This is a genomic window from Pseudomonas sp. TZ252 (genome assembly GCF_056110345.1).
Map to the genome: position 1 here is coordinate 5,264,174 of NZ_CM148566.1, position 26,910 is coordinate 5,291,083.

Annotated in this window: 18 protein-coding genes; 7 read left to right on the forward strand and 11 right to left on the reverse strand. The window is 66.4% G+C overall.

All coding sequences use genetic code 11. The annotated features are described in order from the left end of the window. Nucleotides 1–16 precede the first annotated feature (16 nt). Nucleotides 17–877, reverse strand: coding sequence for a pirin family protein (locus ACYAF3_RS24500; protein WP_003089646.1), 861 nt, complete (start codon nucleotides 875–877; stop codon nucleotides 17–19). Between the two features lie 100 nt (nucleotides 878–977). On the opposite strand from ACYAF3_RS24500, the gene ACYAF3_RS24505 reads away from it, so the two are divergent. Continuing rightward, nucleotides 978–1,916 carry a LysR substrate-binding domain-containing protein gene (locus tag ACYAF3_RS24505; protein WP_003162909.1) on the forward strand — a complete coding sequence of 313 codons (939 nt, stop codon included), beginning with the start codon at nucleotides 978–980 and terminating at the stop codon, nucleotides 1,914–1,916. Between the two features lie 3 nt (nucleotides 1,917–1,919). Here the strand turns inward: ACYAF3_RS24505 and treA are convergent, their stop codons facing one another. Further along, entirely contained in the window at nucleotides 1,920–3,557 is a 1,638-nt protein-coding gene (gene treA / locus ACYAF3_RS24510) for an alpha,alpha-trehalase TreA (protein ID WP_121377875.1), read from the reverse strand. A 358-nt stretch (nucleotides 3,558–3,915) separates the two neighbouring features. On the opposite strand from treA, the gene ACYAF3_RS24515 reads away from it, so the two are divergent. From ACYAF3_RS24515 to ACYAF3_RS24535, 5 genes are all read left to right on the forward strand, one after another. Continuing rightward, nucleotides 3,916–4,341, forward strand: a complete 426-nt coding sequence (locus ACYAF3_RS24515; RefSeq protein ID WP_003111287.1) for a DUF2231 domain-containing protein — start codon at nucleotides 3,916–3,918, stop codon at nucleotides 4,339–4,341. Next, nucleotides 4,334–5,653, forward strand: coding sequence for a PQQ-dependent sugar dehydrogenase (locus tag ACYAF3_RS24520; protein WP_023091741.1), 1,320 nt, complete (start codon nucleotides 4,334–4,336; stop codon nucleotides 5,651–5,653). The genes ACYAF3_RS24515 and ACYAF3_RS24520 overlap by 8 nt, the downstream gene beginning before the upstream one ends. A 178-nt stretch (nucleotides 5,654–5,831) precedes the next feature. After that, on the forward strand, nucleotides 5,832–7,241 hold the full coding sequence (locus ACYAF3_RS24525) for an aspartate aminotransferase family protein (RefSeq protein ID WP_003089638.1): 1,410 nt from the start codon (nucleotides 5,832–5,834) through the stop codon (nucleotides 7,239–7,241). A 77-nt stretch (nucleotides 7,242–7,318) separates the two neighbouring features. Then, on the forward strand, nucleotides 7,319–7,537 hold the full coding sequence (locus ACYAF3_RS24530) for an MbtH family protein (RefSeq protein WP_003089636.1): 219 nt from the start codon (nucleotides 7,319–7,321) through the stop codon (nucleotides 7,535–7,537). Further along, on the forward strand, nucleotides 7,538–8,302 hold the full coding sequence (locus ACYAF3_RS24535; RefSeq protein WP_003105945.1) for a thioesterase II family protein: 765 nt from the start codon (nucleotides 7,538–7,540) through the stop codon (nucleotides 8,300–8,302). It begins immediately after the preceding gene. A gap of 99 nt (nucleotides 8,303–8,401) precedes the next feature. On the opposite strand, the gene ACYAF3_RS24540 is transcribed toward ACYAF3_RS24535, so the two are convergent. From ACYAF3_RS24540 to ACYAF3_RS24580, 9 genes are all read right to left on the reverse strand, one after another. Beyond that, on the reverse strand, nucleotides 8,402–9,319 hold the full coding sequence (locus ACYAF3_RS24540) for a metal ABC transporter solute-binding protein, Zn/Mn family (RefSeq protein WP_003116922.1): 918 nt from the start codon (nucleotides 9,317–9,319) through the stop codon (nucleotides 8,402–8,404). Further along, complete coding sequence (locus ACYAF3_RS24545; protein ID WP_003106903.1) at nucleotides 9,316–10,221, reverse strand: metal ABC transporter permease; 906 nt, start codon at nucleotides 10,219–10,221, stop codon at nucleotides 9,316–9,318. Before ACYAF3_RS24545 ends, ACYAF3_RS24540 begins: the two co-directional genes overlap by 4 nt. Continuing rightward, nucleotides 10,218–10,973, reverse strand: a complete 756-nt coding sequence (locus tag ACYAF3_RS24550; protein WP_003116923.1) for a metal ABC transporter ATP-binding protein — start codon at nucleotides 10,971–10,973, stop codon at nucleotides 10,218–10,220. The genes ACYAF3_RS24545 and ACYAF3_RS24550 overlap by 4 nt, the downstream gene beginning before the upstream one ends. Beyond that, nucleotides 10,970–11,923 carry a metal ABC transporter substrate-binding protein gene (locus tag ACYAF3_RS24555; protein ID WP_003113055.1) on the reverse strand — a complete coding sequence of 318 codons (954 nt, stop codon included), beginning with the start codon at nucleotides 11,921–11,923 and terminating at the stop codon, nucleotides 10,970–10,972. The genes ACYAF3_RS24550 and ACYAF3_RS24555 overlap by 4 nt, the downstream gene beginning before the upstream one ends. A gap of 32 nt (nucleotides 11,924–11,955) precedes the next feature. After that, nucleotides 11,956–12,516 (reverse strand): DUF6162 family protein, encoded by a 561-nt coding sequence (locus ACYAF3_RS24560; protein WP_023117339.1) that lies wholly within the window; start codon nucleotides 12,514–12,516, stop codon nucleotides 11,956–11,958. Then, nucleotides 12,513–12,842: a hypothetical protein gene (locus ACYAF3_RS24565; protein ID WP_003089624.1), complete on the reverse strand. Its 330-nt coding sequence runs from the start codon at nucleotides 12,840–12,842 to the stop codon at nucleotides 12,513–12,515. The genes ACYAF3_RS24560 and ACYAF3_RS24565 overlap by 4 nt, the downstream gene beginning before the upstream one ends. Next, nucleotides 12,839–13,378 (reverse strand): hypothetical protein, encoded by a 540-nt coding sequence (locus ACYAF3_RS24570; protein ID WP_003089621.1) that lies wholly within the window; start codon nucleotides 13,376–13,378, stop codon nucleotides 12,839–12,841. The genes ACYAF3_RS24565 and ACYAF3_RS24570 overlap by 4 nt, the downstream gene beginning before the upstream one ends. After that, entirely contained in the window at nucleotides 13,375–14,577 is a 1,203-nt protein-coding gene (locus ACYAF3_RS24575; RefSeq protein ID WP_019726231.1) for a PepSY-associated TM helix domain-containing protein, read from the reverse strand. Before ACYAF3_RS24575 ends, ACYAF3_RS24570 begins: the two co-directional genes overlap by 4 nt. 170 nt (nucleotides 14,578–14,747) lie before the next feature. After that, on the reverse strand, nucleotides 14,748–15,701 hold the full coding sequence (locus ACYAF3_RS24580) for a siderophore-interacting protein (RefSeq protein ID WP_031756295.1): 954 nt from the start codon (nucleotides 15,699–15,701) through the stop codon (nucleotides 14,748–14,750). Between the two features lie 144 nt (nucleotides 15,702–15,845). Here ACYAF3_RS24580 and ACYAF3_RS24585 point away from each other — a divergent pair, with 144 nt between their 5' ends. Further along, a complete protein-coding gene (locus ACYAF3_RS24585; RefSeq protein WP_329033413.1) occupies nucleotides 15,846–26,888 on the forward strand; it encodes a non-ribosomal peptide synthase/polyketide synthase in 11,043 nt (3,680 codons plus the stop codon). Nucleotides 26,889–26,910: the final 22 nt, after the last annotated feature.

Here is a 26,910-nt window from a genome sequence, read left to right on the forward strand (position 1 = left end):
CGTAGGGGGGCGGACTTCAGTGGGCGCGGATGAAGCGCCCGTTCTCGAAGTCCTCGATGGCCTGGTCGATTTCCTCGCGGCTGCTCATCACGAAGGGGCCATAGCCGATGATCGGCTCGTCCAGCGGCTCGCCGCTGAGCACCAGCAACTGCACGTCGTTGTTGGCTTCCAGTTCCAGCCGCGGGTCGTCGCGGTCGAGCAGGGCGACCTGGGCTTCGCGAACGATCTCGTCGCCGACCGCGAGGGTGCCGCGCAGGACCACCACGGCGCAGGTATGTCCCTTGGGCAGGTCGAGGGCGAGGTGCTTGCCGGCCTTCAGCTGCACGTCCCAGACCGCCAGCGGCGAGTGGGTCAGCGCCGGCCCCTGGTGGCGGCCGTAGCGTCCGGCGATCACCCGCAGTTCGCCGGCCCTGTCGGGCAGGCCGACGCGGGGAATGTCGGCATCCAGCAGGGTCTGGTAGCGCGGCGGGTTCATCTTGTCGCTGGAGGGCAGGTTGACCCATAGCTGGACCATTTCCAGCGTTCCACCTGTGCTACGGAAGCGTTCCGAGTGGTACTCCTCGTGGAGGATCCCGGAGGCCGCCGTCATCCACTGCACATCCCCCGGCCCTATGCGTCCGCCGGCGCCGGTGGAGTCGTGGTGCTCGACCTCGCCCTGGTAGACGATGGTCACCGTCTCGAAGCCGCGATGAGGATGCTGGCCTACGCCGCGGCGCTGCTGTGCGGGGGGGAAATCAGCAGGCCCGGCGTAGTCCAGCAAGAGGAACGGGCTGATATGCTGGCCCAGTGTGTTGTAGGAAAAGAGCGAACGAACGGGGAATCCGTCGCCCACCCAGTGGCGGTTGGCGTTGCCGTAGATTCCCAGGACCTTTTTCACGTCGGTGCTCCTCGATTGAGTCGATGGAGCGATACGCTAGTTCCCGGGAGTGGGAACCGGTAGTCCGCAAATCAAGTCTCAGAGTCTCGCAGGTGGAACGATGAGTGGTGAGCTGGTGTTCGATCTGAACGCGCTTTTCATCTATGCCAAGGTGGTCGAGCACGGTGGCTTCGCCCCCGCCGGGCGGGTGCTGGGGATTCCCAAGTCGACCATCAGCCGCAAGGTCGCGCAGCTCGAGGCGCGCCTGGGCGTACGCCTGGTGCAGCGCTCGACGCGGCAATTCCAGGTGACCGAGATCGGCCAGGCCTACTACCGTCATTGCGTGGCGATGACGGTGGAAGCGGAGGCTGCCGAGGACGTCATCGAACAGAACCGCTCGGAGCCGTGCGGAATGGTCCGCCTGACCTGCTCGACGCCGCTGCTGCACTTCGAACTGGCGCCGATGCTGGCGCGCTTCATGGCGCAGTATCCGAACGTCGAGCTGTACGTGAAGACCTTCAATCGCCGGGTCGACGTGATCGCCGAAGGCTACGACATCTCGCTGTCGCTGCGTTTCCCGCCGCTGGAGGACAGCGACCTGGTGATGAAGGTGCTGGCACGCAGCCCGCAGGTGCTGGTGGCCAGCCCGGAGCTGCTGGCCCGCTACCGCCCGCCGGAGCTGCCGGCCGACCTGTCGGCGATGCCCTACGTCGGCTGGGAGCGTTCGCGCCTGGACGGCAGCCTGCGGCTGGTCGGCGCGGATGGCAGCAGCGCGACCCTCAACCTGCGCCCGCAACTGCTCAGCGACGACCTCGGCACCTTGCGCCAGGCGGTGCTGGAGGGCGTCGGGATCGGCGGCCTGCCGCTCTGCGTGGTCAGTCGCGACCTGGCCGAGCGCCGGCTGGTGCGGGTGCTGCCGGAGTGGACGCCGGTGGAAGGCATGGTGGTGGCAATGTTCCCCTCGCGGCGCGGGCTGTTGCCTTCGGTCCGCGCGCTGATCGACTTTCTCGCCGCAGGCTTCGCCGACGCCGCGCAGCGCCAGTACCCGGAGCCGGGCTGAGGCTCAGCGACCGGCGCCCGGGCCGTAGAGTCGGAGCAGTTGCAGGGTCACGCCGTTGGACCAGCCGAAGCCGTCCTGCAGCGGGTACTCGCCACCGCCGCCGCCGCCCTGGTTGCCGCTGATGTCGTATTTCTCCACCAGCTTTCCTTCGCGGTCGTAGACCTGCTGCACCTGGGCGAGGAATCGCCGGCCGATGTCTTCCGCCAGGGCGTCCCGGCCGTAGGCGCGCAGGCCCTGTACGGCGACCCACTGCAAGGGTGCCCAGCCGTTCGGCTCGTCCCATTGCTGGCCGCTGGCACGGGTGGTGGTGGCCAGTCCGCCCGGGCGCAGCAGTTGGGCGGCGACGCTGTCGGCGGTACGACCGGCGCGTTCGGCGGAGGCCAGCCCGGTGAATAGCGGGAAGAGGCTGGCGGCGTTGATCCGCTCGATGGGCCGCCGGCGTTGCCAGTCGTAGTCGGCGTAGTAGCCCGCCGGGTGCCAGAGGTGATCTTCGATGGCCTGTCGTCGCTTCTCCGCGCGGGCGCCGTAGCCTTGCTCGCAGGCCTTCAGCGCGCTGCTGGCGCAGGCCTTGGCGATGGTTCGTTCGAGATGGTAGAGCAGGGCGTTGAGGTCCACCGGGACGATGGCGGTGGTGCGGATGCTGGCCAGTTCGCGGCCGTCGTCCAGCCAGCGGGAGGAGAAGTCCCAGCCGCTTTCCGCGCCGGCCCGCAGGTCGCGATAGACCTCGCCCGCGGGGCGCTGCGGGGCGCGCGCGGCGGTCGCCCGGTCCTCCAGGAAGGACTCCTGGCGCGGTGTGTCACGGTTGTCCCAGTAGCGGTTCAGCAGGCTGCCGTCGGCCAGTTTCACCACGTGCAGGCGCGCCTCGTTGGGGCGCAGCCCGGCGGAGCCTTCCATCCAGTAGGCGTATTCCTTCTGTAGCTGCGGCAGGTAGCGCCGGTAGGCGGCGTCGCCTTCGCGTCTTGCCTGGAGGTCCACCATGTAGGCGAAGAACGGCGGCTGCGAACGGCTCAGGTAGTAGCTGCGGTTACCGTTGGGAATGTGCCCGTAGGTATCGATCAGGTAGGCGAAGTTGTCGAGCATGTCGCGCACCCGCTGGTGCTGCCCGCTCTCCGCAAGGCCGAGCATGGTGAAGTAGGAGTCCCAGTAGTACACCTCGCGGAAGCGTCCGCCGGGGACCACGTAGGGTTTCGGCAGCGGCAGCAGGCTGCTGTGGGCCGGCACCTGCTCGTAGTGGCGGGTCAACGCCGGCCACAGGTCGCTGATGTGGCTGGCGAGATCGGCACCCGCTTCCGGCGGGGCGGTCTCGACGCTGCCGGACTCCTCGAAGTTGCGGCCGACGAAGGCGCGCAGGTCGAAGCCGGGCCGCTCCCTCTCGCGCAGGTAGTCGGCGCGGATCCGTGCAGGCTCGCGCAGCGGGAGCGCATCGACGAAGTGCTTCTGGTCGCTGAACAGCCGGCTTTCCTGCACCGCCTGGAACAGCTCGGGATAGGCTTCGTCGGGGGCGATCGCGCGTTCGCCGCTGGCGTCCTGCCAACCCCAGGACGCGGGCGGGGTAGGCGCCGGGCCCTGGCTGCAGGCCGCCAGCAGGAGCAGGACCCAGGCTGCGAGCATGGCGCGGGGCAGAGTGGTTCGATCAGGCATCGGCTGTCTCCTCTTCGGCAAACGCCGGGCGCGGATCGGTCGCCGGCGGGGTGCGCCTGGGGCGGCGCGGCAACCCGGCGGGAGGGCCGGGAAGGGCGCTACCCCTGTTTCGGTGAGTCGCGGCGCACGAAGTTCCATCGGAAGGATCGCCAGCGTACCTATCGCTTCCGACAGGTCCTTGCAGATGAACTCCAGCGCTTCGCGCAGGTCCGTCGCAGAAGGGGCGCGAGCCCCCCAGTCGCCGTTTCGCCGTGCCGTTCCCCGCTGCCCGCGCCTTGCGCAGGGCCTCGGCGGTTCGAATCTCCTGCCCGTTCCTTCACGTCGGGAAGCCTGCGTTTCCCGAGAGGAGTGTTTCGCAATGGCCACCGCACTACGCTTCAGACCGCTGGACGCCTTCTACAACGTCCTCAACCCGGTTCCCTTCGGTTTCTTCGTCGCCGCCCTGGTCTTCGACGCCACCTATTTCGCCACGGCGGAGGTGATGTGGGGCAAGAGCGCGGCCTGGCTGATCAGTCTCGGCCTGCTGTTCGCCATCCTGCCCTGCGTCGTCGACCTGTGCCGCGTATGGCTGCTGCGGCGCGCGGCAGTCGTCGCGGCGGCCAGGGTTTCCTCCTTGCTGAAGTTCGCCGGCATCGTCCTGGCCATCTTCAATGCCTTCGTGCACAGCCGCGACGCCTATGCGGTGATGCCGGCCGGGCTATGGCTGTCGATCGCGACGGTGCTGCTGCTGGCGCTGGGAGAGGCGCTCCTGGCGGTATCCGCGGAGGAGGTGGCGCATGGCTAGCCTCCACTCGCTGCGCCCCGTCGCGCTTGCCCTCGGCCTGGTCCTGGCCGGCTGCAACCAGGGGTCGCAGAACGATCCGCAGCAGCAGACCGGCGCCAATCCGGCGCTTCCGGAACCGAAGCACTTCCTTCTGCCGCCGATGAAGGTACCGGAAGGCGTGGGCTGGTCGGGAGAGGCCAAGCCGACGGTGGCCCAGGGCCTGAAGATCGAGAAGATCGCCGATGGCCTGCAACACCCTCGCCAGTTGCTGGTCTTGCCCAACGGCGATGTGCTGGTGGTGGAGGCCAACTCGCCCGGCACCGCGCCGGTGACCACGCCGAAGCAACTCATCGCGGGGATGGTCAAGGGGAAGTCCGGCAAGGCCGGCAAGGGCGGCAACCGCATCACCCTGCTGCGCCGAGCCGGCGCCGGAGGCCAGTGGCAGAAGTACGTGTTCCTGGAAGGGCTGGACTCGCCGTTCGGCGTGCAGCGGGTGGGGGATTACCTGTATGTCGCCAATACCGGGAACATCATGCGCTACCGCTACGTGCCGGGTGAAACCCGGGTCGCCGACCCGGGGATGGAGTTCACCGACCTGCCGGACACCATCAACCACCACTGGACCAAGGCGCTGCTCGCCAGTCCCGACGGGCGCAAGCTCTACGTGGGCGTCGGTTCGAACAGCAACATCACCGAGAACGGCGCGGCGATCGAATACCGTCGCGCGGCGATTCTCGAGGTGGACGTCGCCAGCCGCGGCAGCCGCATCTACGCCTCCGGCCTGCGCAACCCGACCGGCCTGCAGTGGGAACCGGTCTCCGGCAAGCTGTGGACCATCGTCAACGAGCGCGACGAGATCGGCAACGACCTGGTCCCGGACTACCTGACCTCGGTACGGGAGGGCGGCTTCTACGGCTGGCCCTACAGCTACTTCGGCCAGCACCTGGATTCGCGGGTGAAGCCGCAGCGTCCCGACCTGGTGGCGAAGGCCATCGTCCCCGACTACGCGCTGGGTTCCCACGTGGCCGCGCTGGGCCTGTTCTTCTACACCGGCAACGAGTTGCCCGAGCGCTATCGCAACGGCGCCTTCGTCAGCGAGCACGGCAGTTGGAACCGCTCGCCGGTCAGCGGCTTCCAGGTGGTCCATGTGCCGTTCGCCGACGGCAAGCCCGCCGGTGCGCCGCAGCCGGTGGTGACCGGGTTCGTCTCCGCGGACGAGAAGCAGTTGTTCGGCGCGCCGGTGGGGTTGGCGCAGGCGGCCGACGGCGCGTTGCTGATCGCCGACGACGTCGGCAATGCGATCTGGCGGGTGAGCGCCGCGGGCGCCGACTAGCGGCCCGCTCGACGGTGTCCGGGCCGGAGCTGGCGGTCTGGGCTCGGTGCTGCGGTCCGGCGCAGTAAATCCGTGCGTCCCTCCTGCGTCTCCTGTGCATCCGATCCGCGAATGCCGCCCCTGGCGGCCGGATCGCCGGTTGCCAGTGGAACACCACCACGCCTTGAGGGTTGAAGACATGCACGTCGCCACCAGCGTCATCGAAGACCAGCCGCTCCGCGCCACCCCGGCGGAGGGCGAAACGCTCTACGAGTTCTCCCAGTCGCCCTTGCTGGAACGGCAAAGCCGCCAGGAGTCCAACGCGCGCAGCTATCCGCGGCGGATTCCGCTGGCGCTGAAGAAGGCCAGGGGGCTGCTGGTGGAGGACGTCGAGGGGCGTACCTTCATCGATTGCCTGGCCGGCGCCGGCACCCTGGCGCTGGGGCACAACCATCCGGTGGTGATCGAGGCGATCCGCCAGGTTCTGGCCGACGAGCTGCCGCTGCACACCCTCGACCTGACCACCCCGGTGAAGGACCAGTTCGTCCAGGACCTGTTCGGCCTGCTGCCGCCGGCGCTGGCCGCCGAGGCGAAGATCCAGTTCTGCGGCCCGACCGGCACCGACGCGGTGGAAGCCGCGCTGAAACTGGTACGCACCGCCACCGGGCGCAGCACCATCCTGTCGTTCCAGGGCGGCTACCACGGCATGAGCCAGGGCGCGCTGGGGCTGATGGGCAATCTCGGACCGAAGAAGCCGCTGGGCGCGGTGCTCAGCACGGGCGTGCAGTTCCTGCCGTATCCCTACGATTACCGTTGCCCGTTCGGTCTCGGCGGCGAGGCGGGGGTCAAGGCGAACCTGCACTACCTGGAGAACCTGCTGAACGATCCGGAAGGCGGCGTGCAGTTGCCGGCGGCGGTGATCGTCGAGGTGGTCCAGGGCGAGGGCGGCGTGGTCCCGGCCGATCTCGACTGGCTGCGCGGCTTGCGGCGGATCACCGAGCAGGCCGGGGTGGCGCTGATCGTCGACGAGATCCAGAGCGGCTTCGCCCGTACCGGCAGGATGTTCGCCTTCGAGCACGCCGGCATCGTCCCCGACGTGGTGGTGCTGTCCAAGGCCATCGGCGGCAGCCTGCCGCTGGCGGTGGTGGTCTACCGCGAATGGCTGGACAAATGGCAGCCCGGCGCCCACGCCGGCACCTTCCGTGGCAACCAGATGGCCATGGCCGCCGGTTCGGCGGTGATGCGCTACCTGAAGGAACACGACCTGGCGGCCCACGCGGCGGCCATGGGCGAGCGCCTGGCCGAGCACCTGCGCATCCTCCAGCGCGACTATCCGCAACTGGGCGATATCCGCGGTCGGGGGCTGATGCTCGGGGTCGAGATCGTCGACCCGCAGGGCGAGGCGGATGCCCTCGGTCATCCGCCGACCGACGGCGCCCTGGCCTCGCGGGTCCAGCGCGAGTGCCTGAGGCGCGGCCTGATCCTCGAACTGGGCGGCCGCCACGGCAGCGTGGTGCGCTTCCTGCCGCCGCTGATCATCGGCGCCGAACAGATCGACGAGGTGGCCCGGCGTTTCGCCCGCGCCCTCGGCGCGGCGCTGGCCGGCTAATTTTCCCGCCGGGCTTTTCGTTATCCAACGCAAGGGCCGTGCTGCGCGCGGCCGTTCGATCCCATCAGGAGCAAGCAATGACTTCAGTGTTCGACCGTGACGACATCCAGTTCCAGGTAGTGGTCAACCATGAGGAGCAGTATTCCATCTGGCCGGAATACAAGGAGATTCCCCAGGGCTGGCGGGCGGCCGGCAAGAGCGGCCTGAAGAAGGACTGCCTGGCCTACATCGAGGAAGTCTGGACCGACATGCGCCCGCTGAGCCTGCGCCAGCACATGGACAAGGCGGCCGGCTGAGTGGGCGGTACGCCCGTACGGCTGTTCTGCCTGCCGTATTCCGGCGCCAGCGCCATGACCTACAGCCGCTGGCGGCGCAAGCTGCCGGCCTGGCTGGCGGTGCGTCCGGTGGAGTTGCCGGGGCGCGGGGCGCGGATGGCCGAGCCGTTGCAGACCGACCTGGCGAGCCTGGCGCAGCAACTGGCGCGCGAGCTGCACGACGAGGTCCGCCAGGGCCCCTACGCGATGCTCGGGCACAGCCTCGGCGCCTTGCTCGCCTGCGAGGTGCTGTATGCCTTGCGCGAGCTGGGTTGCCCGACGCCGCTGGGGTTCTTCGCCTGCGGCACCGCGGCGCCGTCGCGACGCGCCGAGTATGACCGCGGTTTCGCCGAACCGAAGAGCGACGCCGAGCTGATCGCCGACCTGCGCGACCTGCAAGGTACGCCGGAAGAGGTGCTGGGCAACCGCGAGCTGATGAGCCTGACCCTGCCGATCCTGCGCGCCGATTTCCTGCTCTGCGGCAGCTATCGTCACCAGCGGCGCCCGCCGCTGGCCTGTCCGATCCGAACGCTTGGCGGCAGGGAGGACAAGGCCAGCGAGGAACAGTTGCTGGCCTGGGCCGAGGAAACCCGCAGCGGTTTCGAACTGGAACTGTTCGACGGCGGGCACTTCTTCATCCATCAGCGCGAGGCCGAGGTGCTGGCGGTCGTCGAGCGCCAGGTCGAGGCCTGGCGCGCGGGGCAGGGCGCCGCGGCGTTGGCGGTGGAGTCGGCGGCGATCTGCTGATGCCCGCGAGGGCGCCATAGGCCCTGCGGCGGGTCCGATGTCGACGAAAAAAAGGCCGGGGAGCATCGCTCCCCGGCCTTTTTCGTTACGAGGCGCGGCTCAGCCTTGACCGGCCAGCAGCCCTTCGACTATCGCTTTCATGTCACTTTCCAGGCCGGCCACCGGGTCCGCCGCCTCGGTGTCCACCACTACCAGGCGTGCGCCGCTGGCGGCGATGGCATCGGCGAGGGGCTTGGGTGGCTGGCGATGGTGCAGGACCAGGGCGATATCCTCGCTCTTCAGCTCCTCGGCGAAAGCCTGGATATTGGTCTCGGTCCAGCCGTCGTCGGCCTGGATCTCCACGTCCAGCGGGTCCAGGTTGAGCCCGGCGAGCAGGTAGCCGAGGCGTTCGGAGAGGCTGATCACGCTGAGGTTGTCGGCCTTCGCCAGGCGAGTCTCGTTACTGGCGGTCGCTTCCAGCAATTGCTTCTTCAGCGTCGCCAGGTTGGCCTGGATGGTCGCTGCGGCGCCGGGCGCCAGGCGTTCCAGGTCGCTGGCAAGGACATCGGCCATGCGCCCCAGGTTGGTCGGGTTGAGCCAGGGGTAGGCATGCAGGTCGCTGCCGGGGCGCAGGGCGATGCCGGGCAGGGCGCCGTCCACCGGACGCGCGGCGTCGATCTCGACGATACGGATATTGCTACGGCGGGCCAGCGGGTAGAGCGGGTCGTCGCTCCAGATCGAGCGCAGGTCGATCACCGCGTCGGCCTGCCCGGCGGCCTTGGCCAGGCCGCCGGCGCCGCGCCCAGCAAAGAACGAGGCCTGGCGGCTGGCCGGCAGGTTGGCCGGGGCGACCCGTTGCAGTTTGACCTCGGTGTCCCGCAGCAGGCGTTCGGCGAGGGCGTGGGTGACCGGCAGGCTGGCCAGTACCGTGACTGGCGCGGACTGGGCCGCGGCCGGCGTCGCGGCGAGGGCCGGGAGCGGGCCGGCGAGTCCGGCGCAAGCCAGGGCCAGGGCGAGGCAATGGGGTTTCAGGTTCATCCGGGGGTTCCTTTCAGGTGCGGCAGGCAGCCGCGAGCGATGGCGGCGAGGCCGAAGGCCAGGCCGGCGACCAGGATGATCGCGGCGCCGGAGGGAATCGGCAGGTCGAACATGATCGGCAACAGGATACCGGCCAGCGTGCTGACGGTGGCGATCAGCACCGCCAGCCAGAAGAACCCTTTCAGCGACTGGCTGACCAGGCGCGCCGCCGCCGCCGGGATCACCAGCAGGGCTCCGACCAGGATCGCGCCGATCACTTTCACCGCGGCGACGGTGACCAGGGTCACCAGGGCCACGAACAGGTAGTCCAGGCTCTTCACCGCGACCCCGCGCACCGCCGCCAGTTGCGGGTTGAAGCTGGCCAGCATGATGCGGTTGTACAGCGGCAGGGCCAGGCACGGCACCAGCACGGCGACCGCCGCCAGCACCGCGAGGTCATGGCCGTTCACGGTCAGCACCGAGCCGAACAGCACGTTCTCGAGGATATGCACGTTGATCTTGCCCGCCAGCACCAGCAGCAGGCTGGCGCCGAGCGCCAGGGACACCGAGAGGAACACCCCGATCAGGGTGTCCGGGGCCAGGCCGGTGCGGTTGCGCAGGTAGTTGAGCAGGACGCCGAACAGCAGGCAGTAGCCGAACAGGCTGCCGTAGGGCCCGGTGTAGGGCTCGCCGAGGAGGATGCCGATGGCCACGCCGGTGAGCGCGGCGTGGCCGACCGCCTCGGAGAAGAAGGCGAAGCGCTTGACCACCACCAGGGTGCCGAGGCCGCCGAGCACCGGGCCGATCAGCAGGCCGGCGAGGAGCGCGTTGACGACGAAGCCGTAGGCCAGGGTCTCCGGCAGGTAGCCGGCGGCGGCCCAGGCCTGGACGGCCTGGCGCAGTTGTTCGTAGGCGTCGTTCATCGGCTGGCCTCCGCGTTCTTCCGGGGCTGGGTGGAGAACAGCGTGAGCAGGCGTTCCGGGGTCAGGCTGCTGGCCGCCGGACCGTCGAACAGCAGGTGGCGGTTGAGACCGCTGACCCGGTCGGCGAGGCGGCCGACGGCCTCCAGGTCGTGCTCGATCCAGAGCACGGTGACGCCGGCCTGGCGCCAGTCCAGCAGCAGCCGCTCGAAGACCTGGATGCCGCCCTCGTCGAGGGCCGACATCGGTTCGTCCAGCACCAGCAGTTGCGGCGGCGGTACCAGGCCCTGGGCCAGCAGCACGCGCTGGCGCTCGCCGCCGGAGAGGGCGCCCATGCGCCGACCGCGCTTGGCCAGCATGCCGACCCGTTCCAGGGCCGCGTCGATCGCCGGGCGCCGGCTGCGCGACAGGCCGAGGAAGGCCGGACGGCGCTGGCACATGGCGGCCATGAAATCGTCGACGGTGAGCGGCAGGCCGCGGTCGAACTCCAGCGCCTGCGGCACGTAGCCGATGCAGCCGGGCGCGCCGGGCCACTCCAGGCGCAGCTCGCCGCGATGCGGCATCTGCCCGAGCAGGGTCTTGACCAGCGAACTCTTGCCGCCGCCGTTCGGTCCGACCAGCGCGTGCACGCTGCCGGCCTCGACGCGCAGGCGCACGCCATCGAGGATGCGGCTGCCGCCGAGGCTCAGGTCGATCCCGGCGAAGTCGATGGCCGGCCCGCAAGGCGTGGCGCAAAGCCGTTCGGCCACGGTCATGCGCCGGACTCCTGGATGGCGCGGACCACGGTGTCGAGGTTGCGCGCCATTTCTTCCTCGTACTTGCCGGCGCTGTAGTCGCCATAGGAAATGTGCGACAGCGAATAGAGCTTCACCCCGGACTCGCGCTGGATGGTCTCGACGTAGGTGGAGGGGAAGTCGATCTCGGAGAAGATCACCTTCACGTCCAGCGCCTTGAGCTGGTCGATGGTCTTCTTCAACTGGCTCGGACTCGGCTCGATGCCGTGGGCCGGCTCGACCACGGCGGTGACTTCCAGGCCGAATTCGCGCAGCAGGTAGTCGTAGGCGCCGTGGATGGTGGCGACGCGGAAGTCGGCGGCCGGGGCCTTGTTCAGCCGCGCCAGGGCGTCGGCGCGCAGGGCCCGCAGGCGCTTGGCGTAGGCCCGGGCGTTGCGGGTGTAGGCCTTGGCGTTGGCCGGGTCGAGCTTGCCCAGTTCGCGGGCGATGGTGTTGACCTGGGTGATCGAGGCGCTGATGGACAGGAAGGTATGCGGGTTGACCACCTTGCCGGCGCCGCGCGCGGCCATGCCGGTGGCGGCCAGCAGCGGCACCTTGGCGTTCGCCTCGATCACCGGGATGCCGGGCTTTTCGCTGGAGGCGATCATGCGCTCGGCGAAATCGTCGTGGCCGACGCCGTTGAGCACCACCACGTCGAGCGTGCCGATGCGCTTGATGTCCTCGGCGCGCGGCTCGTAGGCATGCGGGTTGAAACCGGCGGGGATCAGCGGCACCACCTCGGCCTTGTCGCCGACGATGTTGCTCACGTAGCTGTAGTAGGGATGCAGGGTGATGCCGATGCGCAGGCGTTTGCCGTCTTCGGCCTGGGCCAGCGGGGCGAGCAGGGCCAGCAGCAGGGCGGCCAGCAGGGCACGGCCCGGGAGGAGGGCGGCGAGGCCGCGCGGACGGGATGAGCGACGGGAGAACAGCATGGAAAAACGCCTTCTGTGGAGTCGATGTGCGATCAATGACGGTGCTGACGGGTCACGCCGGCGTCGAAGCGGCTGACCACCTGGCGCCAGCCGGCGTCAGCCAGGGCGCGGGCGTCGCCCGGTACGGCGCCGGCAGCGGCCGCGGCGGGCTTCAGCCAGACTTCGGCGGGGCCGAGCAGCAGGAGGAACGAGCCGGCCACCCCGGGCTTGCCGCTGACGCCCAGGTAGCTCGGACGCCCGGCGGTTTCGCTGTAGCTCCAGCGGTGCTCGCCGCGGCTGCTCGCGGCGACGTCGGCGACGAAGGGCGGGAAGCCCTCGGCGGCCAGTTCGTCGACGGAGGGCGCGGCTTCGCCGTCGTCCAGGCGCGCCTGGATGTCTTCGGCGGCGACCTGCAGGTCGGCGTAGATGCCCTGTTCGGCGGCATTCAGGTCGAGCCGGGCGTCCACCTGGTGGGCGTCCAGGGCTTGCGCTTCATGGGACTGCTGGCGCAGCCCGACCACCGTGGCGGCGAGGGCCAGGATCAGCACACTGCCGAGCAGTACGTAGAGGGTCTCGTGGCCGGCGCCGGCCGGGCGGACGGTTTCGACGCTCATGGCGCGGCGATGTCGGCGTGGTCGATTTCCACCACGTGGCCGGGGCCGGCGTCGAACAGCACGTAGAACTCGCCGTCGGGACGCTTGAAGGTCAGGGTCGAGTCGGCGCCGAGCTTGCCGGGAACCAGGATCTGCTCGTCGTAGCCGATCACGTCGAGGGTTACGCCGGGGGCGCCGCTGCCGTCGGAGAAGCCGCCCTTGCAGCGGATCTCGCCGGCCTGCACTTCCTCGCATTCGCAGATCGGGTTGTGCGCCAGGGCCGCGCCGCTCAGGCCGAGCAACAGGGCGGCCAGGGGCAGGCGCCAGGGGCGGGTGTGGATGCTCATTGCTTACCTCGTTTGTTCAGCCAGGCCACGGTGGCGGGGGATGCCTCGGCCAGGGGAATGGAAGCCTGGTGCATGGAGCCGTCCCAACCTTCCATGGTGATCCACAGCTCGGCGTCGGGCCGGGTGCGCGGCGGGATCGGCACGCTGGTGCCCATGCGGTAGGGGCTGCCGAAGAAGATCACCCCGGCGGCACGCAGGCTGCGCGGCTTGCCGATGCGCAGGTAGGTCGCCTTGACCTGGGGAATGCAGGCCTGGCAGAGGGCGGCATTGAAGTCCTTCATGAAGCCGGCGGGGCCTTCGTCGTGCGGCGGTTCGATACGCATTTCCGCCAGGCGCAGGCTCCAGGGGCCGACCTGGATCTCGCCCGCCTCTCGTTCGCCGAGGCCGCTGGTGCCGCGGAACAGTGCGACGTCGGCGAAATAACGCGGCATGAAACCGAGCGGGATCAGGATCAGCAGAACATTCAGGTGGAAACGCCAGCGCAGCCAGAACTGGCGCAGCGGCGAAACGGGCTGGGCAACGGCGGCCTTGCTCATGGCTGTCCCTCCGCGGTCTGGTTGGCCATTACCGGCGCCGGCTTGGCCGGTTTCGGCTGGCGCGCCGGGCGCTTGCCGCGCTTGACCAGCGCGGCGGTGGCCTGTGCGGTGCGCTTGCTCCAGATCAGCAGGCCGCTGAGCACCATCATGCTCAGCAGCAGGCCGAAGACGAACCAGATCAGCTTGACCCAGATGCCGCCGAAATCGCCGGTGTGCAGGGGGCGCATGGATTCGGTGACGAACTCCAGCGGGGTGCGGTCGCCGAGCAGGCGCTTGGCTTCGATCTTGCCCGTATAGGGGTTGATCGCCGCCGATTGGTACATGAGGGGGTACCAGCCGCGGCCTTCCACGTAGATCGGGCTGTAGGCGTTGCCTGGCAGGGACACGCTTGCGGCGTCCAGGCTGGGAATGCCTTCGGTGGCGATCCGCACCGCTTCGTCGAGGCTGATCCGGGGCGCCGTGTGGCCGGTGGGTACTTCGTTGCGGGCGATGACCGGCGGTACGCCTTCGCTGGAAAGGGTGATGTGATTGTCGGCGAGAATCGCCTGGATCAGGAACCAGGTGCCCGTGATGGAAATGATGGCGATGAACCAGATCGACCAGATACCGCTCAGGCGATGGAAGTCGCCCCAGAAGATGCGGGCGCCCTGGCTGATGCGCAGGCGTGGCTTGAAGAACCCTTTCCAGAATCGTTTGTAGACCACCAGGCCGGTGACCAGCGAGGCCAGCATCGGCAGGCCGAGCAACGAAACCAGGTACCAGCCCCAACTGTAGCCATTGTTGAACGGAACCAGCCACCAGCCGTGCAAGGCACGGGTGAACTGGCGGAAATCGAAGTTCGGGCTCTTGCCCTGGATCGTTCCGGTATAGGGGTTGACGTAGAGGCTGGCGCGGGAGCCGTCCGGGTAGCTGACCCGGGCGCTGAGGGCAAAATGCTCTTCGTCGGGGAAGTTCAGCGATTCCACGCGGATCGCCGGTTGTGCCTGGTTTATCGCTTCCAGCAACTGGTCGTGGCTGAGGGGGCGGGCGTCGTCGCTGGGCTTGCCGGCACGGATTTCCGGATTGGCGAGCCAGACGATCTCCTGGCTGACCACTGCCAGGGTGCCGGTGACGCAGACGATCAGGACGAAGAACCAGATGGGCAGGGCCAGCCAGCTGTGGACGAGGAACCAGAGTCTGGAGCGGGACTTTTTCGACATGAGGCTAACGGTAGGCTTTGGGGACCACGCGTGCGGTCCATGGGTTGCAGGGCGCTGCTCGCGCTCTGTTCATCTCTATAGGACGTATGAGCCGGAGAGAACCTGAACCTGTATATGAAAGCAAATGTTTCGCAATCGTTTCCGCGTCTGGAGGAGCCGTTTGTGGCCGTTCAGGTCGATGCCTTGCCCTGGCGCCAGTAACCCATGAAGCTTGCAGTGCGGCGATCCAGACCCAACTCCCCGGTCCAATGGTGGCGAATAGCCATCACTGCTGCCGATTCACCGGCAACCCAGGCATAGAACTCTCCGTTCGTTGGCTTGGCCAGTTCCCAGAGTACCTGCCTGTCGATATCCACTTCGCTGACGCGCTGTGGCTTGCCGGCTTCCGGTAGAGTGGCCAGTTCGCTTGCTGCGCGGAGCATTTCCTGGCCGTGCTCGTGTTTCGCCACGTCGCGGGCCAGCCAGTTGAGTTGGGTTTCCGGCGCACACCGTAGGTCCAGTCGGTCCGATTCCCGGGGAATCTCGATGAAGGCCTGCACCGTCGGCCGCTGGTCGCGGTCGGCGAGTTCCTCGAGTATTCCTGCGATGGCTGGCAGGGCGGTTTCATCGCCAATCAGCAGGATATGGCGGATATCCTTCGGCGGACGCCATTCGTAGCCCCCAGGATCGCCGGAATACTCTCCATCTGGCGCCGACATTACCAGGCGCTCGCCGGGACGAGCGTGAGCGGCCCAGCGGGAGGCGGGACCGGTCTCACCATGCAGGACGAAGTCAATGTCCACTTCTCCGGCTTCGCGGCGCAGGGCGCGGATGGTATAGGTGCGCATGGGCGGGCGGCGGCGCGCCTCGAGGCTGCGCACCTGTCTGCGCCAGTCGCCCGTGGCTGGAAGTTGCGGCAGGCTGCCGTCAGCGGCGGGAAACAGCAGCTTTACTCGCTGATCGGGCGCCAGCGTGCGCACCCGAGCGATTTCCGGGCCGCCGAAGGTGAAACGAACCAGCGATGGGCTGAGGGGGCTCCGTCGCTTCAATACCAAGTCGAACAGACGATAGCTGGGGACCTTGGCTAGGCCGGCGCGAAGGGTCAGGTCGCGAAGGTTCCGTGCCAGTGTTTCGGCAAGGCTCATGGTGTTTTCCCTATGGTTGGGTTCTCGAAGTGGAACGCCTGCCGAACGGGAATATTTAGCCGGACGAGGCTTGGTGGTGCGCTAATTTTCCCTGCGGACCATCCGTTCAAGTTGAATCAGCGCCCCTCGTACGGATGATTAGAGATGAATGCCGAAATCGCCTTGAAACTCGCCCGCCGTTTCATCGAGCTGCCACAGGACAAGCGTCCCCTGTTTCTCGATGGCCTGCGCGAGGAAGGGGTGGAGTTTTCCCTGCTTCCCATTCCCGATGGCGTCGTCAGCGAGGATCGCGACGAGCTTTCCTATGCCCAGCGGCGCATGTGGTTCCTCTGGCAGCTCGACCCTCAGGGTGCGGCCTATAACCTGCCGATGGCGGTCCGCCTCAGCGGCCCGCTGGATCGTGCGGCTTTCGAGGCAGCCTTCGCCAGTCTGGTCCAGCGCCATGAAACGCTGCGCACCGTATTTCCCCAGCGTGCCGACGGCACCCCGCGCCAGGCTGCGCTGGAACGTCCGGTGCCGATTGACTTCGAGGACCTATCCCTCTTGCCTGAGGCCGAGCGGGAAACCTGCTTGCGCGAAACTGCCCAGGCCGAATCGCTGCGGCCTTTCGACTTGTGCGAGGGGCCGCTTCTGCGCGTGCGCCTGATCCGTCTGGGCGAGGAGCAGCATGTATTGCTGCTGACCCTGCATCATATCGTGTCCGACGGTTGGTCGATGAACGTGCTGATCGAGGAGTTCAGTCGTTTCTACAAGGCTTGCATGGATAACAGCGAAGCCGGACTTCCACCCCTCCCTATCCAGTATTCCGACTATGCGTTGTGGCAGCGCAGCTGGATGGAAGCGGGGGAGCAGGAACGGCAGCTTGCCTACTGGCGCGAGCGGCTTGGCGATCAGCACCCGCTTTTGGAGTTGCCCACCGATCATCCGCGTCCGGCACAGGCCAGCTACCGTGGAACGCGCTACGAATTCGAAATCGATCCGGCGCTGGTGCAAGCGCTGCGTGCCAGTGCCCGCAGCCAGGGGCTGACGTTGTTCATGCTGTTGCTTGGCGGGTTCAACATTCTTTTGCAGCGTTATAGCGGGCAGTCTGACCTGAGGGTCGGCGTGCCTATCGCCAACCGTAACCGCGCCGAAGTGGAGGGATTGATCGGCCTATTCGTCAATACCCAGGTTTTGCGCTCGGTGGTGGAAGGCCAGGCCACGGTCGCATCGTTGCTGGCTTCTCTGAAAGACAGCGTGCTCGGTGCCCAGGCTCATCAGGAGCTGCCTTTCGAGCGTCTGGTCGAGGCCTTCAAGATCGAGCGTAGCCTGAGCCACAGTCCGCTGTTCCAGGTGATGTACAACCATCAGCCTCAAGTAGCCGATATCGGCTCGCTGGATGACGTGGCCGGCCTGCGTTTCGCTCCTCTCGACTGGAAAAGCCGCACGACCCAGTTCGATCTGAGTCTGGATACCTACGAGAAGGGCGGGCGTTTGCATGCTGCGCTGACCTATGCCACCGATTTGTTCGAAGCCGAGACCATCGAGCGCATGGCGAGGCATTGGCAGAACCTGCTGCGGGCGATGCTCGTCGCTCCCGCTGCGCGCATCGATACGTTGCCGATGCTGGAGGCCGACGAACGTCGGCAGATGCTGGAGACCTGGAACGCCACGGCAGCGAACTATCCATTGGAAACCTGCGTCCATCGACTGTTCGAGCATCAGGTGCAGCGTTCACCGGAGGCGCCGGCGCTGGTGTTCGGTGAACAGCGCCTCAGTTATGGCGAGCTGAACCGCCGCGCCAATCGTCTGGCGCATGCCCTGATAGCGCGGGGTGTCGGGGCGGAATCGTTGATAGGCGTTGCGATGGAGCGCTCTGTGGAACTGGTGATCGCCCTGATGGGAATTCTCAAGGCCGGCGGCGCCTACGTGCCGTTGGATCCTGAGTATCCGCAGGAGCGTCTTTCCTACATGCTGGAGGACAGTGGTGTCCGGCTGTTGCTGACCCAGGCGCATCTGCTGGATGGCCTGCCGGTGTCGGCGGAGGTGCAGCCGCTGATGCTGGCGGCCGACAGCGAGTGGCTGGAGGGCTTCGATGCGTCCGATCCGGAGGTGGCCGTCACCGGAGAGAATCTCGCCTACGTGATCTACACCTCTGGCTCGACCGGACGACCCAAGGGCGCCGGCAACCGACATTCGGCGCTGACCAACCGGCTTTGCTGGATGCAGGATGCCTACCAACTGGATGGTAGCGATGCGGTAATGCAGAAGACGCCGTTCAGTTTCGACGTATCCGTATGGGAGTTCTTCTGGCCCCTCATGGTCGGCGCACGCCTGGTACTGGCTCAGCCAGGCGATCATCGCGATCCTTCACGGTTGATGGATCTGATCGGTCGGGAGAGCATCAGTACGTTGCACTTTGTGCCGTCCATGCTACAGGCCTTCCTGCAGGCGCCTGGGGTTTCCGCTTGCACCAGCCTCAAGCGGATTGTCTGTAGTGGCGAGGCTCTGCCGGTGGATGCGCAGCAAAGGGTGCTCGCCGAATTGCCTGGAGTACGCCTGTACAACCTCTACGGCCCGACCGAGGCGGCTATCGACGTGACCCATTGGGACTGTCGGGAGGAGGGGCGCGATACGGTTCCTATCGGACGTCCGATCGCCAATCTGCGTTGCTACGTTCTCGACGATGCCCTGGAGCCGGTGCCAGTGGGGGCGCTGGGTGAGCTGTACCTGGCTGGCGCCGGCCTTGCGCGGGGCTACCATCTTCGCCCCGCGTTGAGCGCCGAACGCTTCCTCGCCGATCCGTTCGCCACGGGCGAGCGCATGTATCGTACGGGAGACCTCGCACGTTATCGAGCGGATGGCGTCATCGAATATGCCGGACGTATCGATCATCAGGTCAAGCTGCGTGGATTGCGCATCGAGCTGGGTGAGATCGAGACGCGCCTGCTGGAGCACCACGCTGTTCGCGAGGCGGCTGTGCTGGTGGTGGATGGCAAGCAACTGGTCGGCTATGTGACGCTGGCTGCCGAGCCCGACGAATGGCGCGGGATGCTCTCTGCCCATCTGGCTGAGAGCCTGCCGGAATACATGGTGCCGATGCAGTGGGTCGCTCTGGAGCGCATGCCGCTGAGCCCCAACGGTAAATTGGATCGCAAGGCGCTGCCCAGGCCTGATGCGACCCTTGGGCAGGTGGTTTACAGCATGCCGCGCAGTCCGGCGGAACGCTGTCTGGCGGAAATCTGGGAAGCGCTGCTGGGCATCGAGCGGGTAGGGCTTGACGATAATTTCTTCGCCCTCGGTGGAGACTCGATCGTCTCTATCCAGATGGTCGGTCGGGCCCGTCAGGCCGGTTTCGGGTTGAGTCCGAGAGACCTGTTCCAACACCAGACCATCCGTGGGTTGGCGCAGGTGGCGGTGCCTTGCGACAGCGCGGTAATTCAGGCACCGGTAGGCGGGGAGGTGGCCTTGACACCAGTCCAGCACTGGTTCTTCGGGTTGGACATCCCGAATCGCAGGCACTGGAACCAATCGTTGCTTTTGAAGGCTCGCGAGTCTGTCGATGGCGAACGTCTGGAGCAGGCCTTGCTCGCTCTGATTCGCCAGCATGATGCCTTGCGCCTGCGCTTCCATGAGGAAGAAGGGTGCTGGCGGCAGGAATATTCCGGTGAGGTTGAAAGCCCGCTCTGGCGGCGCCAGGTCGCTTCGGTCGAAGAACTCTCCGCGTTGTGCGAGGAAGCCCAGCGTAGCCTCGATCTGAGCACCGGTCCTCTGCTGCGCGCTCTTCTGGTCGAGCTTCCCGAAGGTGAGCAGCGGCTCTTGCTGGTGATTCATCACCTGGTCGTGGACGGTGTGTCCTGGCGGATTCTGCTGGAAGACTTGCAGCAGTTCTACCAGAGCTCTGACTCGCCTGCGGTATTGCGCACACACTCCTACCAGGCCTGGAGCGCACATTTGCGTGAAGTGGCAGGGAAGCGGCATGACGAACTGGCGTTCTGGCAGACACACCTGGATGGCGCGCCAGCCGACCTGCCTTGCCAGAATCCTCATGCTCCTTTGGAGAACCGCCACGCCCGCAAGCTGGCCCTGACCCTCGATGCCGAGGCTACCCGACGTCTGCTCCAGGAGGCCCCGGCAGCCTATCGCACCCAGGTCATCGACTTGCTGCTGACCGCCCTGGCACGTGTGGTTTGTAACTGGAGCGGTCACGAAAGTCTGCTTTTGCAACTGGAGGGACACGGGCGCGAGGAATTGGGGGGCGAGCTGGATCTGAGCCGCACCGTTGGTTGGTTCACCAGTCTCTATCCGGTGCACCTGCATCCGGCTGTCGAGCCTGGCGCCGCGATCAAGAGCGTCAAGGAACAGCTGCGTTCGATTCCCGACCGAGGGATCGGCTATGGCCTGTTGCGCTACCTGGCAGACCCTGCTTGCGGTGAAGTTCTGGCTCGGTCGCCGCAACCACGCATAACCTTCAATTATCTCGGCCAGTTCGACCATCAGTTCGCCGACGAGGCCCTGTGGGTGCCAGCCGCGGAGCGTTCCGGCAGTGCACAGGACGAACGTGCGCCGCTTGCAAACTGGCTCTCTGTCGAAGGGCAGGTCTATCAGGGGCAACTCGGCCTGACTTGGACCTTCAGCCCCGATATGTTCTCCGACGAGACGGTGCAGGAGCTCGTCGACGCCTTCGCGGCCGATCTGAACGGATTGATCGAGCATTGTTGCGATCCTGCTTCCGGAGGAGTGACGCCGTCCGACTTCCCTCTTGCCGGATTGGATCAGGCGCAACTCGATGCGCTGTCCCTGCCTTATGGGGAAATCGAAGACATCTATCCACTGACTCCGATGCAGGAAGGTTTGCTGCTGCACACCCTGATGGAGCCGAACTCTGGCATCTATTTCATGCAGGATCGCTATGTCATCGACAGCGACATCGATATGCCGCGCTTCGAGGCAGCCTGGCGCGAGGTGGCCCGACGACACGATGCATTGCGCGCATCCTTCCATGTCGACGACTCCGGACAGATGCGGCAGATCATCCATCGCGAAGCGAAGCTCAAGGTGTTCTTCGACGATTGGAGCGGTCGTCCCGAAGAGGAGCACGAAGAGGCTCTCGCCGAGTTGTTGGCCGAAGATCGCCGGCGTGGCTTCGATCTCCTGAGGACGCCGCCGTTCTTCCTGCGGGTGATCCGCAGGGCTCCCGGACGCCACTGGTTCGTGCTGAGCAACCACCACATCCTGATCGATGCCTGGTGTCGTTCGCTGCTGTTGCAGGATTTCTTCCTTCTTTACAGTCGCAAACAGGTGTTGCCGCCGGCGCCGCGCTACCGCGATTTCATCGAGTGGCTGCAGACCCAGGGCGAACGTGCCGCGCTGGAGGCTTGGCGTAAGGAGCTGGAAGGCTTCGAGCAGCCGACTCCGTTACCGTTCGACCGACCAGTACACCGGCAGGGCGGGACCTCCATCATTGGCGACCGCTACGCTAACCTGGCGCCGGAACAAGGGCGTCGCTTGCGCGAACTGGCCCAACAGCATCATCTCACCGTCAATACCCTGGCCCAGGCGGCTTGGGCGCTCGTGCTGCGTCGCTACAGCGGCCTGCACGACGTACTGTTCGGTGTTACCGTCGCCGGGCGGCCGGTCAGTCGACCGGAAATGCAGAATACCGTCGGGCTGTTCATCAACAGTATCGCCCTGCGGGTCCGCCTGCCCGGTGGCGACTCGCGGCTGACGGTTCGCGAATGGCTGCAGGGCCTGTTCCAGCAGAATCTCGAGTTGCGTGAACACGAGCATCTGTCGCTGGTGCAGATCCAGGCGTGCAGCGCCCTGGAAAAGGGCCAGCGAATGTTCGACAGCCTGTTCGTCTACGAGAATGCTCCAGTGGAAAGCAAGCTGTTTTCCAGCGCCGAGGAGCTTCAGGCGCGCTCCGACACGGCGCGTACACACACCAACTATCCGTTGACCGTGGTGGTGTATCCGGGGGATGACCTGGGACTGCATCTATCGTACGACGAGCGCTACTTCGACGAGGAGACAGTCGACCGTCTGCTGACCGACTTCAAGCGCCTGCTACTGGCGATCGGTGATGGCTTCCACGACGCTTTCACCGAGCTGCCGCTGGTGCCGGAAGAAGAGTACGCAGCGCTGTTGCCCAGCCCCGCGGGGCGCCGCGCCTATCCTTTCGATGAAGGCTATGTACGTCTGTTCGAGGCGCAGGTGGATCGTCTGGGCGAGCGAGTAGCCGCGACCTGCCGCGACCGCGCCTGGTCCTACCGCCAGCTCGACGCAGAGGCCAACCGAGTTGCCTGGGGCCTGCTCGAGGCCGGTGTAGAACGCGATCGCGCGGTGGCCTTGCTGGCCGATCGTGGGTTGGAACTGATGGCGATGATGATCGGCACCTTCAAGGCGGGAGCAGCCTATCTGCCGCTCGATCCATCCTTGCCGCGGAGCCGGCTGGTAAATCTGCTGAAACTTGGAGGTGTGCCTGCCCTGGTCGTTGGCGAGGGCCACCAGGCCCTGGCTCGCGAGTTGCTCGAGGAATTGCCGGAGGAATCGCGGCCGGCGCTTCTCGACTGGGCCGCCCAGCAGGGGCAAGGCAAGTGCGAACAACGGCCAGGCATTGTCGCGCCGACCAATGGCCTTGCCTATGTGATCTATACCTCCGGCTCCACCGGCCATCCCAAGGGGGTGATGGTGGAACAGGCAGGCATGCTCAACAATCAGTTGAGCAAGGTGCCGTTGCTGGCTCTGGACGAGAACGACGTAATCGCCCAGACCGCTTCGCAGAGTTTCGATATCTCGGTCTGGCAGTTCCTCGCGGCACCGCTCTTCGGTGCGCAGGTGGACATCCTGCCGAACGATATTGCCCACGATCCGCTGGCACTCTCGCGGCGCGTCCGCGAGCGTGGCATCACTGTGCTGGAACTGGTGCCCTCGCTGATTCAGGAGGTGCTCGATGATCCCCAGGAAACCTTGCCTGGATTGCGCTGGATGCTCTCCACCGGCGAAGCCCTCTCCCCCGAATTGGCCCGCCGCTGGCTGACGCGTTATCCGCAGGTAGGGTTGATGAATGCCTATGGGCCGGCCGAATGCTCGGACGACGTCTCTTTCTTCCGGGTAGACACGCAAAGCACTGGCGGCACCTATCTGCCTATTGGCCAGGCCACCGACAACAACCACCTCCAGGTCCTGGACGACGATCTGCTACCGGTCCCGCTGGGCGGCATCGGTGAACTGTATGTCTCCGGCACCGGCGTAGGCCGTGGCTATCTTGCTGACCCCGGTCGTACCGCGCTCGCTTTCCTGCCCGACCCCTACGCTCAGGTACCCGGCAGTCGGATCTACCGGACCGGCGATCTGGCCTGTCGAGGCAAGGGTGATCAACTGGAATATGTCGGTCGTATCGACCATCAGGTGAAGGTGCGTGGTTTCCGCATCGAATTGGGTGAGATCGAGTCGAGGCTTCTCGAGTTGCCGATCGTCCGCGAAGCGGTTGTCCTGGCTCAGGATGGGCCGACCGGAAAATCCCTCGCTGCCTACCTGGTACCTGCGGAATCCGATACGCCATTGGTGGCCTTGCGCGACGAATGCCGGGCGGCCCTGAAAGGGCAACTGCCGGAATACATGCTGCCGAGCCTGTGGAGGTCTCTCGATAGCCTGCCCCTGAACCCGAACGGGAAAATCGATCGCAAGGCGTTACCTCCAATCGAGGACAGCCAGGATCAGTCCCATTTCGTCGCACCGCACGAAGGGCTGGAAAGGAGTCTCGCGGAAATCTGGGCCGAGGTGCTCAAGGTGGAGCGGGTCGGTCGCGACGACAACTTCTTCGAGCTCGGTGGCCATTCCCTGCTGGTGACTCAGGTGCTTTCCCGCATCCGTCGTCGGTTGGGTCTGGAGCTTCCTCTGGCAGCGCTGTTCGAACATGCCAATCTCGCCGATTTCGCCGCCTATGCGAAATCAGCAGGTGGCACTCTGCAAACGCCCCTGCGGCGCATGGATCGGGGGGCTGCATCTCCCGTGTCGTATGCCCAGCAACGCCAGTGGTTCCTCTGGCAACTGGAGCCCGACAGCGCGGCCTACCATATCCCTGCGGCCCTGCGCCTGTGTGGCGAACTGGATGTCGAGGCCTTGAAGCGCAGCTTCGCCGCATTGGTCGAGCGCCATGAAGGGCTGCGTACTACCTTCCGCCAGGAGGGCGGCGAGACACTGCAGGTGGTGCATGACCGCTTGCCGCTGGAGATCCGCGAGCAGAGCCTGGGGGTAGCGGACGAGGCCGCGCTCATGGCGCGGATCGAGGAAGAGGTGCGGGTGCCGTTCGACCTGGAACGTGGTCCGTTGCTACGGGTCCTGCTGCTGCGCCTGTCTGCCGAGGAACAGGTGCTGGTGGTGACCCTGCACCACATCGTCTCCGATGGTTGGTCGACGCCGATCATGGTGGAAGAGCTTCTGCAGTTCTACGCCGGCTACCGTGAAGGCCGCGCCGTGGAACTGGAGCCGTTGCCGATCCAGTACGCCGACTATGCCCTGTGGCAGCGCAGCTGGATGGAAGCCGGCGAGCGTGAGCGCCAACTGGCCTACTGGCGGCAGCAACTGGGCGGCGAGCAGCCGGTGCTGGAACTGCCGACCGACCGGCCGCGACCGAGCGTACAGAGTCCTGCCGGCGACAGCCTGCAGGTGGAGCTGGGCGAAGACCTGGGTCGCTCGCTGAAACAGCTGGCGCAGCAGCAGGGCGTGACCCTGTTCATGCTGTTGCTGGCCAGTTTCCAGACCTTGTTGCATCGCTACAGCGGGCAGCCGGAAATCCGCGTTGGGGTACCGATCGCCAACCGCACCCGGGTAGAGACCGAGCGCCTGATCGGCTTCTTCGTCAACACCCAGGTGTTGAAGGCCGACTTCGACCTGGAGACCCGTTTCGACGTCTTGTTGCAGCAGGTCAAACGTACCGCACTGGAAGCGCAGGCCCATCAGGACCTGCCGTTCGAGCAACTGGTGGAGGCGTTGCAGCCGCAGCGGAGCCTGAGCCACAGCCCATTGTTCCAGGTGATGTACAACCACCAGAACGCGGGTCAGGGCAAGGCTCTGGAGCTGCCGGGGCTGCGAGTGGAGGCGCTGGAGCGGGCGAGCGCGACGGCGCAGTTCGACCTGACCCTGGATACCTATGAAAGCGGTGACGCGCTGAGCGCGTCGCTGATCTACGCGACCAGCCTGTTCGAGCGATCGACGGTGGAGCGTCTGGCGGCACACTGGCGCAACCTGCTGGAGGCGATCTGTCGCGAGCCGGCGCGTCGTGTTGGCGAGTTGCCGCTATTGGATCGTTCCGAGCGGGACCTGCTACTGGCGCGCTGGGACCAGACCGGTGAGGACTATCCGAGCCGGCCGTTCGTCCACCAGTTGGTCGCGGAGCAGGCGCGTCGAGCGCCGGAGGCGATTGCGGTGCTGTTCGGCGAGCAGCGGCTGAGCTATGGCGAACTCGACAGCCAGGCCAACCGCCTGGCCCAGCGCCTGGTGGAACTGGGTGTGGGTCCGGAGGTGCGGGTGGCCATCGCCATGCGCCGTTCGGCGGAGATCATGGTGGCGTTCCTGGCCGTACTCAAGGCCGGCGGCGCCTACGTGCCGCTGGACATCGCCTATCCGGCCGAGCGCCTGCGCTACATGCTGGAGGATTGCGGCGCGGCGCTGGTGCTGACCCAGCGCGACGTGCTCGAGCGTCTGCCGTTGCCCGCCGGCTTGGCGAGCCTGGCGGTGGACGATCCGGGCGAATGGCAGGATCGTCCGGAGGGTGCGCCGGAGGTCGATCTGGCCGAGGAAAACCTGGCCTACGTGATCTACACCTCCGGTTCGACCGGCCTGCCCAAGGGCGTGGCGGTATCCCACGGACCGCTGGTGTCGCATATCCGTGCGACCGGCGAGCGCTACGAGACGAGCCCGGCGGACTGCGAGCTGCATTTCATGTCGTTCGCCTTCGACGGTGCCCATGAAGGCTGGATGCACCCGTTGATCAACGGAGCGCGGGTGCTGGTGCGCGACGACAGTATCTGGCTGCCGGAGGAGACCTATGCGCAGATGCATCGTCACGGTGTGACCATCGGGGTCTTTCCGCCGGTGTACCTGCAGCAACTGGCCGAGCATGCCGAGCGTGACGGCAACCCGCCGCCGGTGCGGGTGTACTGCTTCGGCGGTGACGCGGTGCCGCAGGCCAGCTACGAGCTGGCCTGGGAAAGCCTGCGCCCGGACTACCTGTTCAACGGCTATGGACCGACCGAGACGGTGGTCACGCCCTTGTTGTGGAAGGCGCGTCCGCAGGATCCGTGCGGTGCGGCTTACGCACCTATCGGTACCTTGCTGGGACGTCGCAGGGCCTATGTACTGGGCGCGGACCTGGACCTGCTGCCGCTGGGTCTGGCCGGTGAGCTCTACCTGGGTGGAGAAGGTGTGGCGCGGGGTTACCTGGACCGGCCGGCGCTGACGGCCGAGCGTTTCGTCCCGGATCCGTACGGCAACGGCGAGCGGGTCTATCGCAGCGGCGACCTGACCCGGGCACGTGCCGATGGGCTGGTGGACTACCTGGGGCGTGTCGACCACCAGGTGAAGATCCGGGGTTTCCGCATCGAGCTGGGTGAGATCGAAGCGCGCCTGCTGGAGCAGGAGTGCGTGCGCGAAGCGGTGGTGCTGGCCCGCGATGGCGCGAACGGCAAGCAACTGGTGGGCTACGTGGTGCCGCAGGATGTCGGTGCGCTGGAGGACGAGAAGCGCGGCGCCCTGCGTGAAGTGCTGAAGTCGGCGCTCAAGGCGAGCCTGCCGGAATACATGGTGCCGACCCAGTGGGTGTTCCTGGCGGCGTTGCCGCTGACGCCCAACGGCAAGCTGGACCGCAAGGCGCTACCGGCGCCGGACGCCAGCGACAGCCAGCAACAGTATGTGGCGCCGGTGACGGAGCTGGAGCGCACATTGGCAGCGATCTGGGCGGATGTGCTGAAGCTGGAGCGGGTCGGGATGGCCGACAACTTCTTCGAGCTCGGCGGGCATTCGTTGCTGGCGACTCAGGTCACGGCACGCATCCATGCCGAGCTGGACATGAATGCCCCCCTGGTCTTGCTGTTCCAGGCCGAGACTTTACAGGCCTATGCGACTTCGCTTGAAGGCTACAAACCTACCGACGCAGCGGACTTCGACGAGCTGCGGGAATTCATGAGCGAACTCGAGGCCGTCTGATATGAATCTCAACAACAATGCC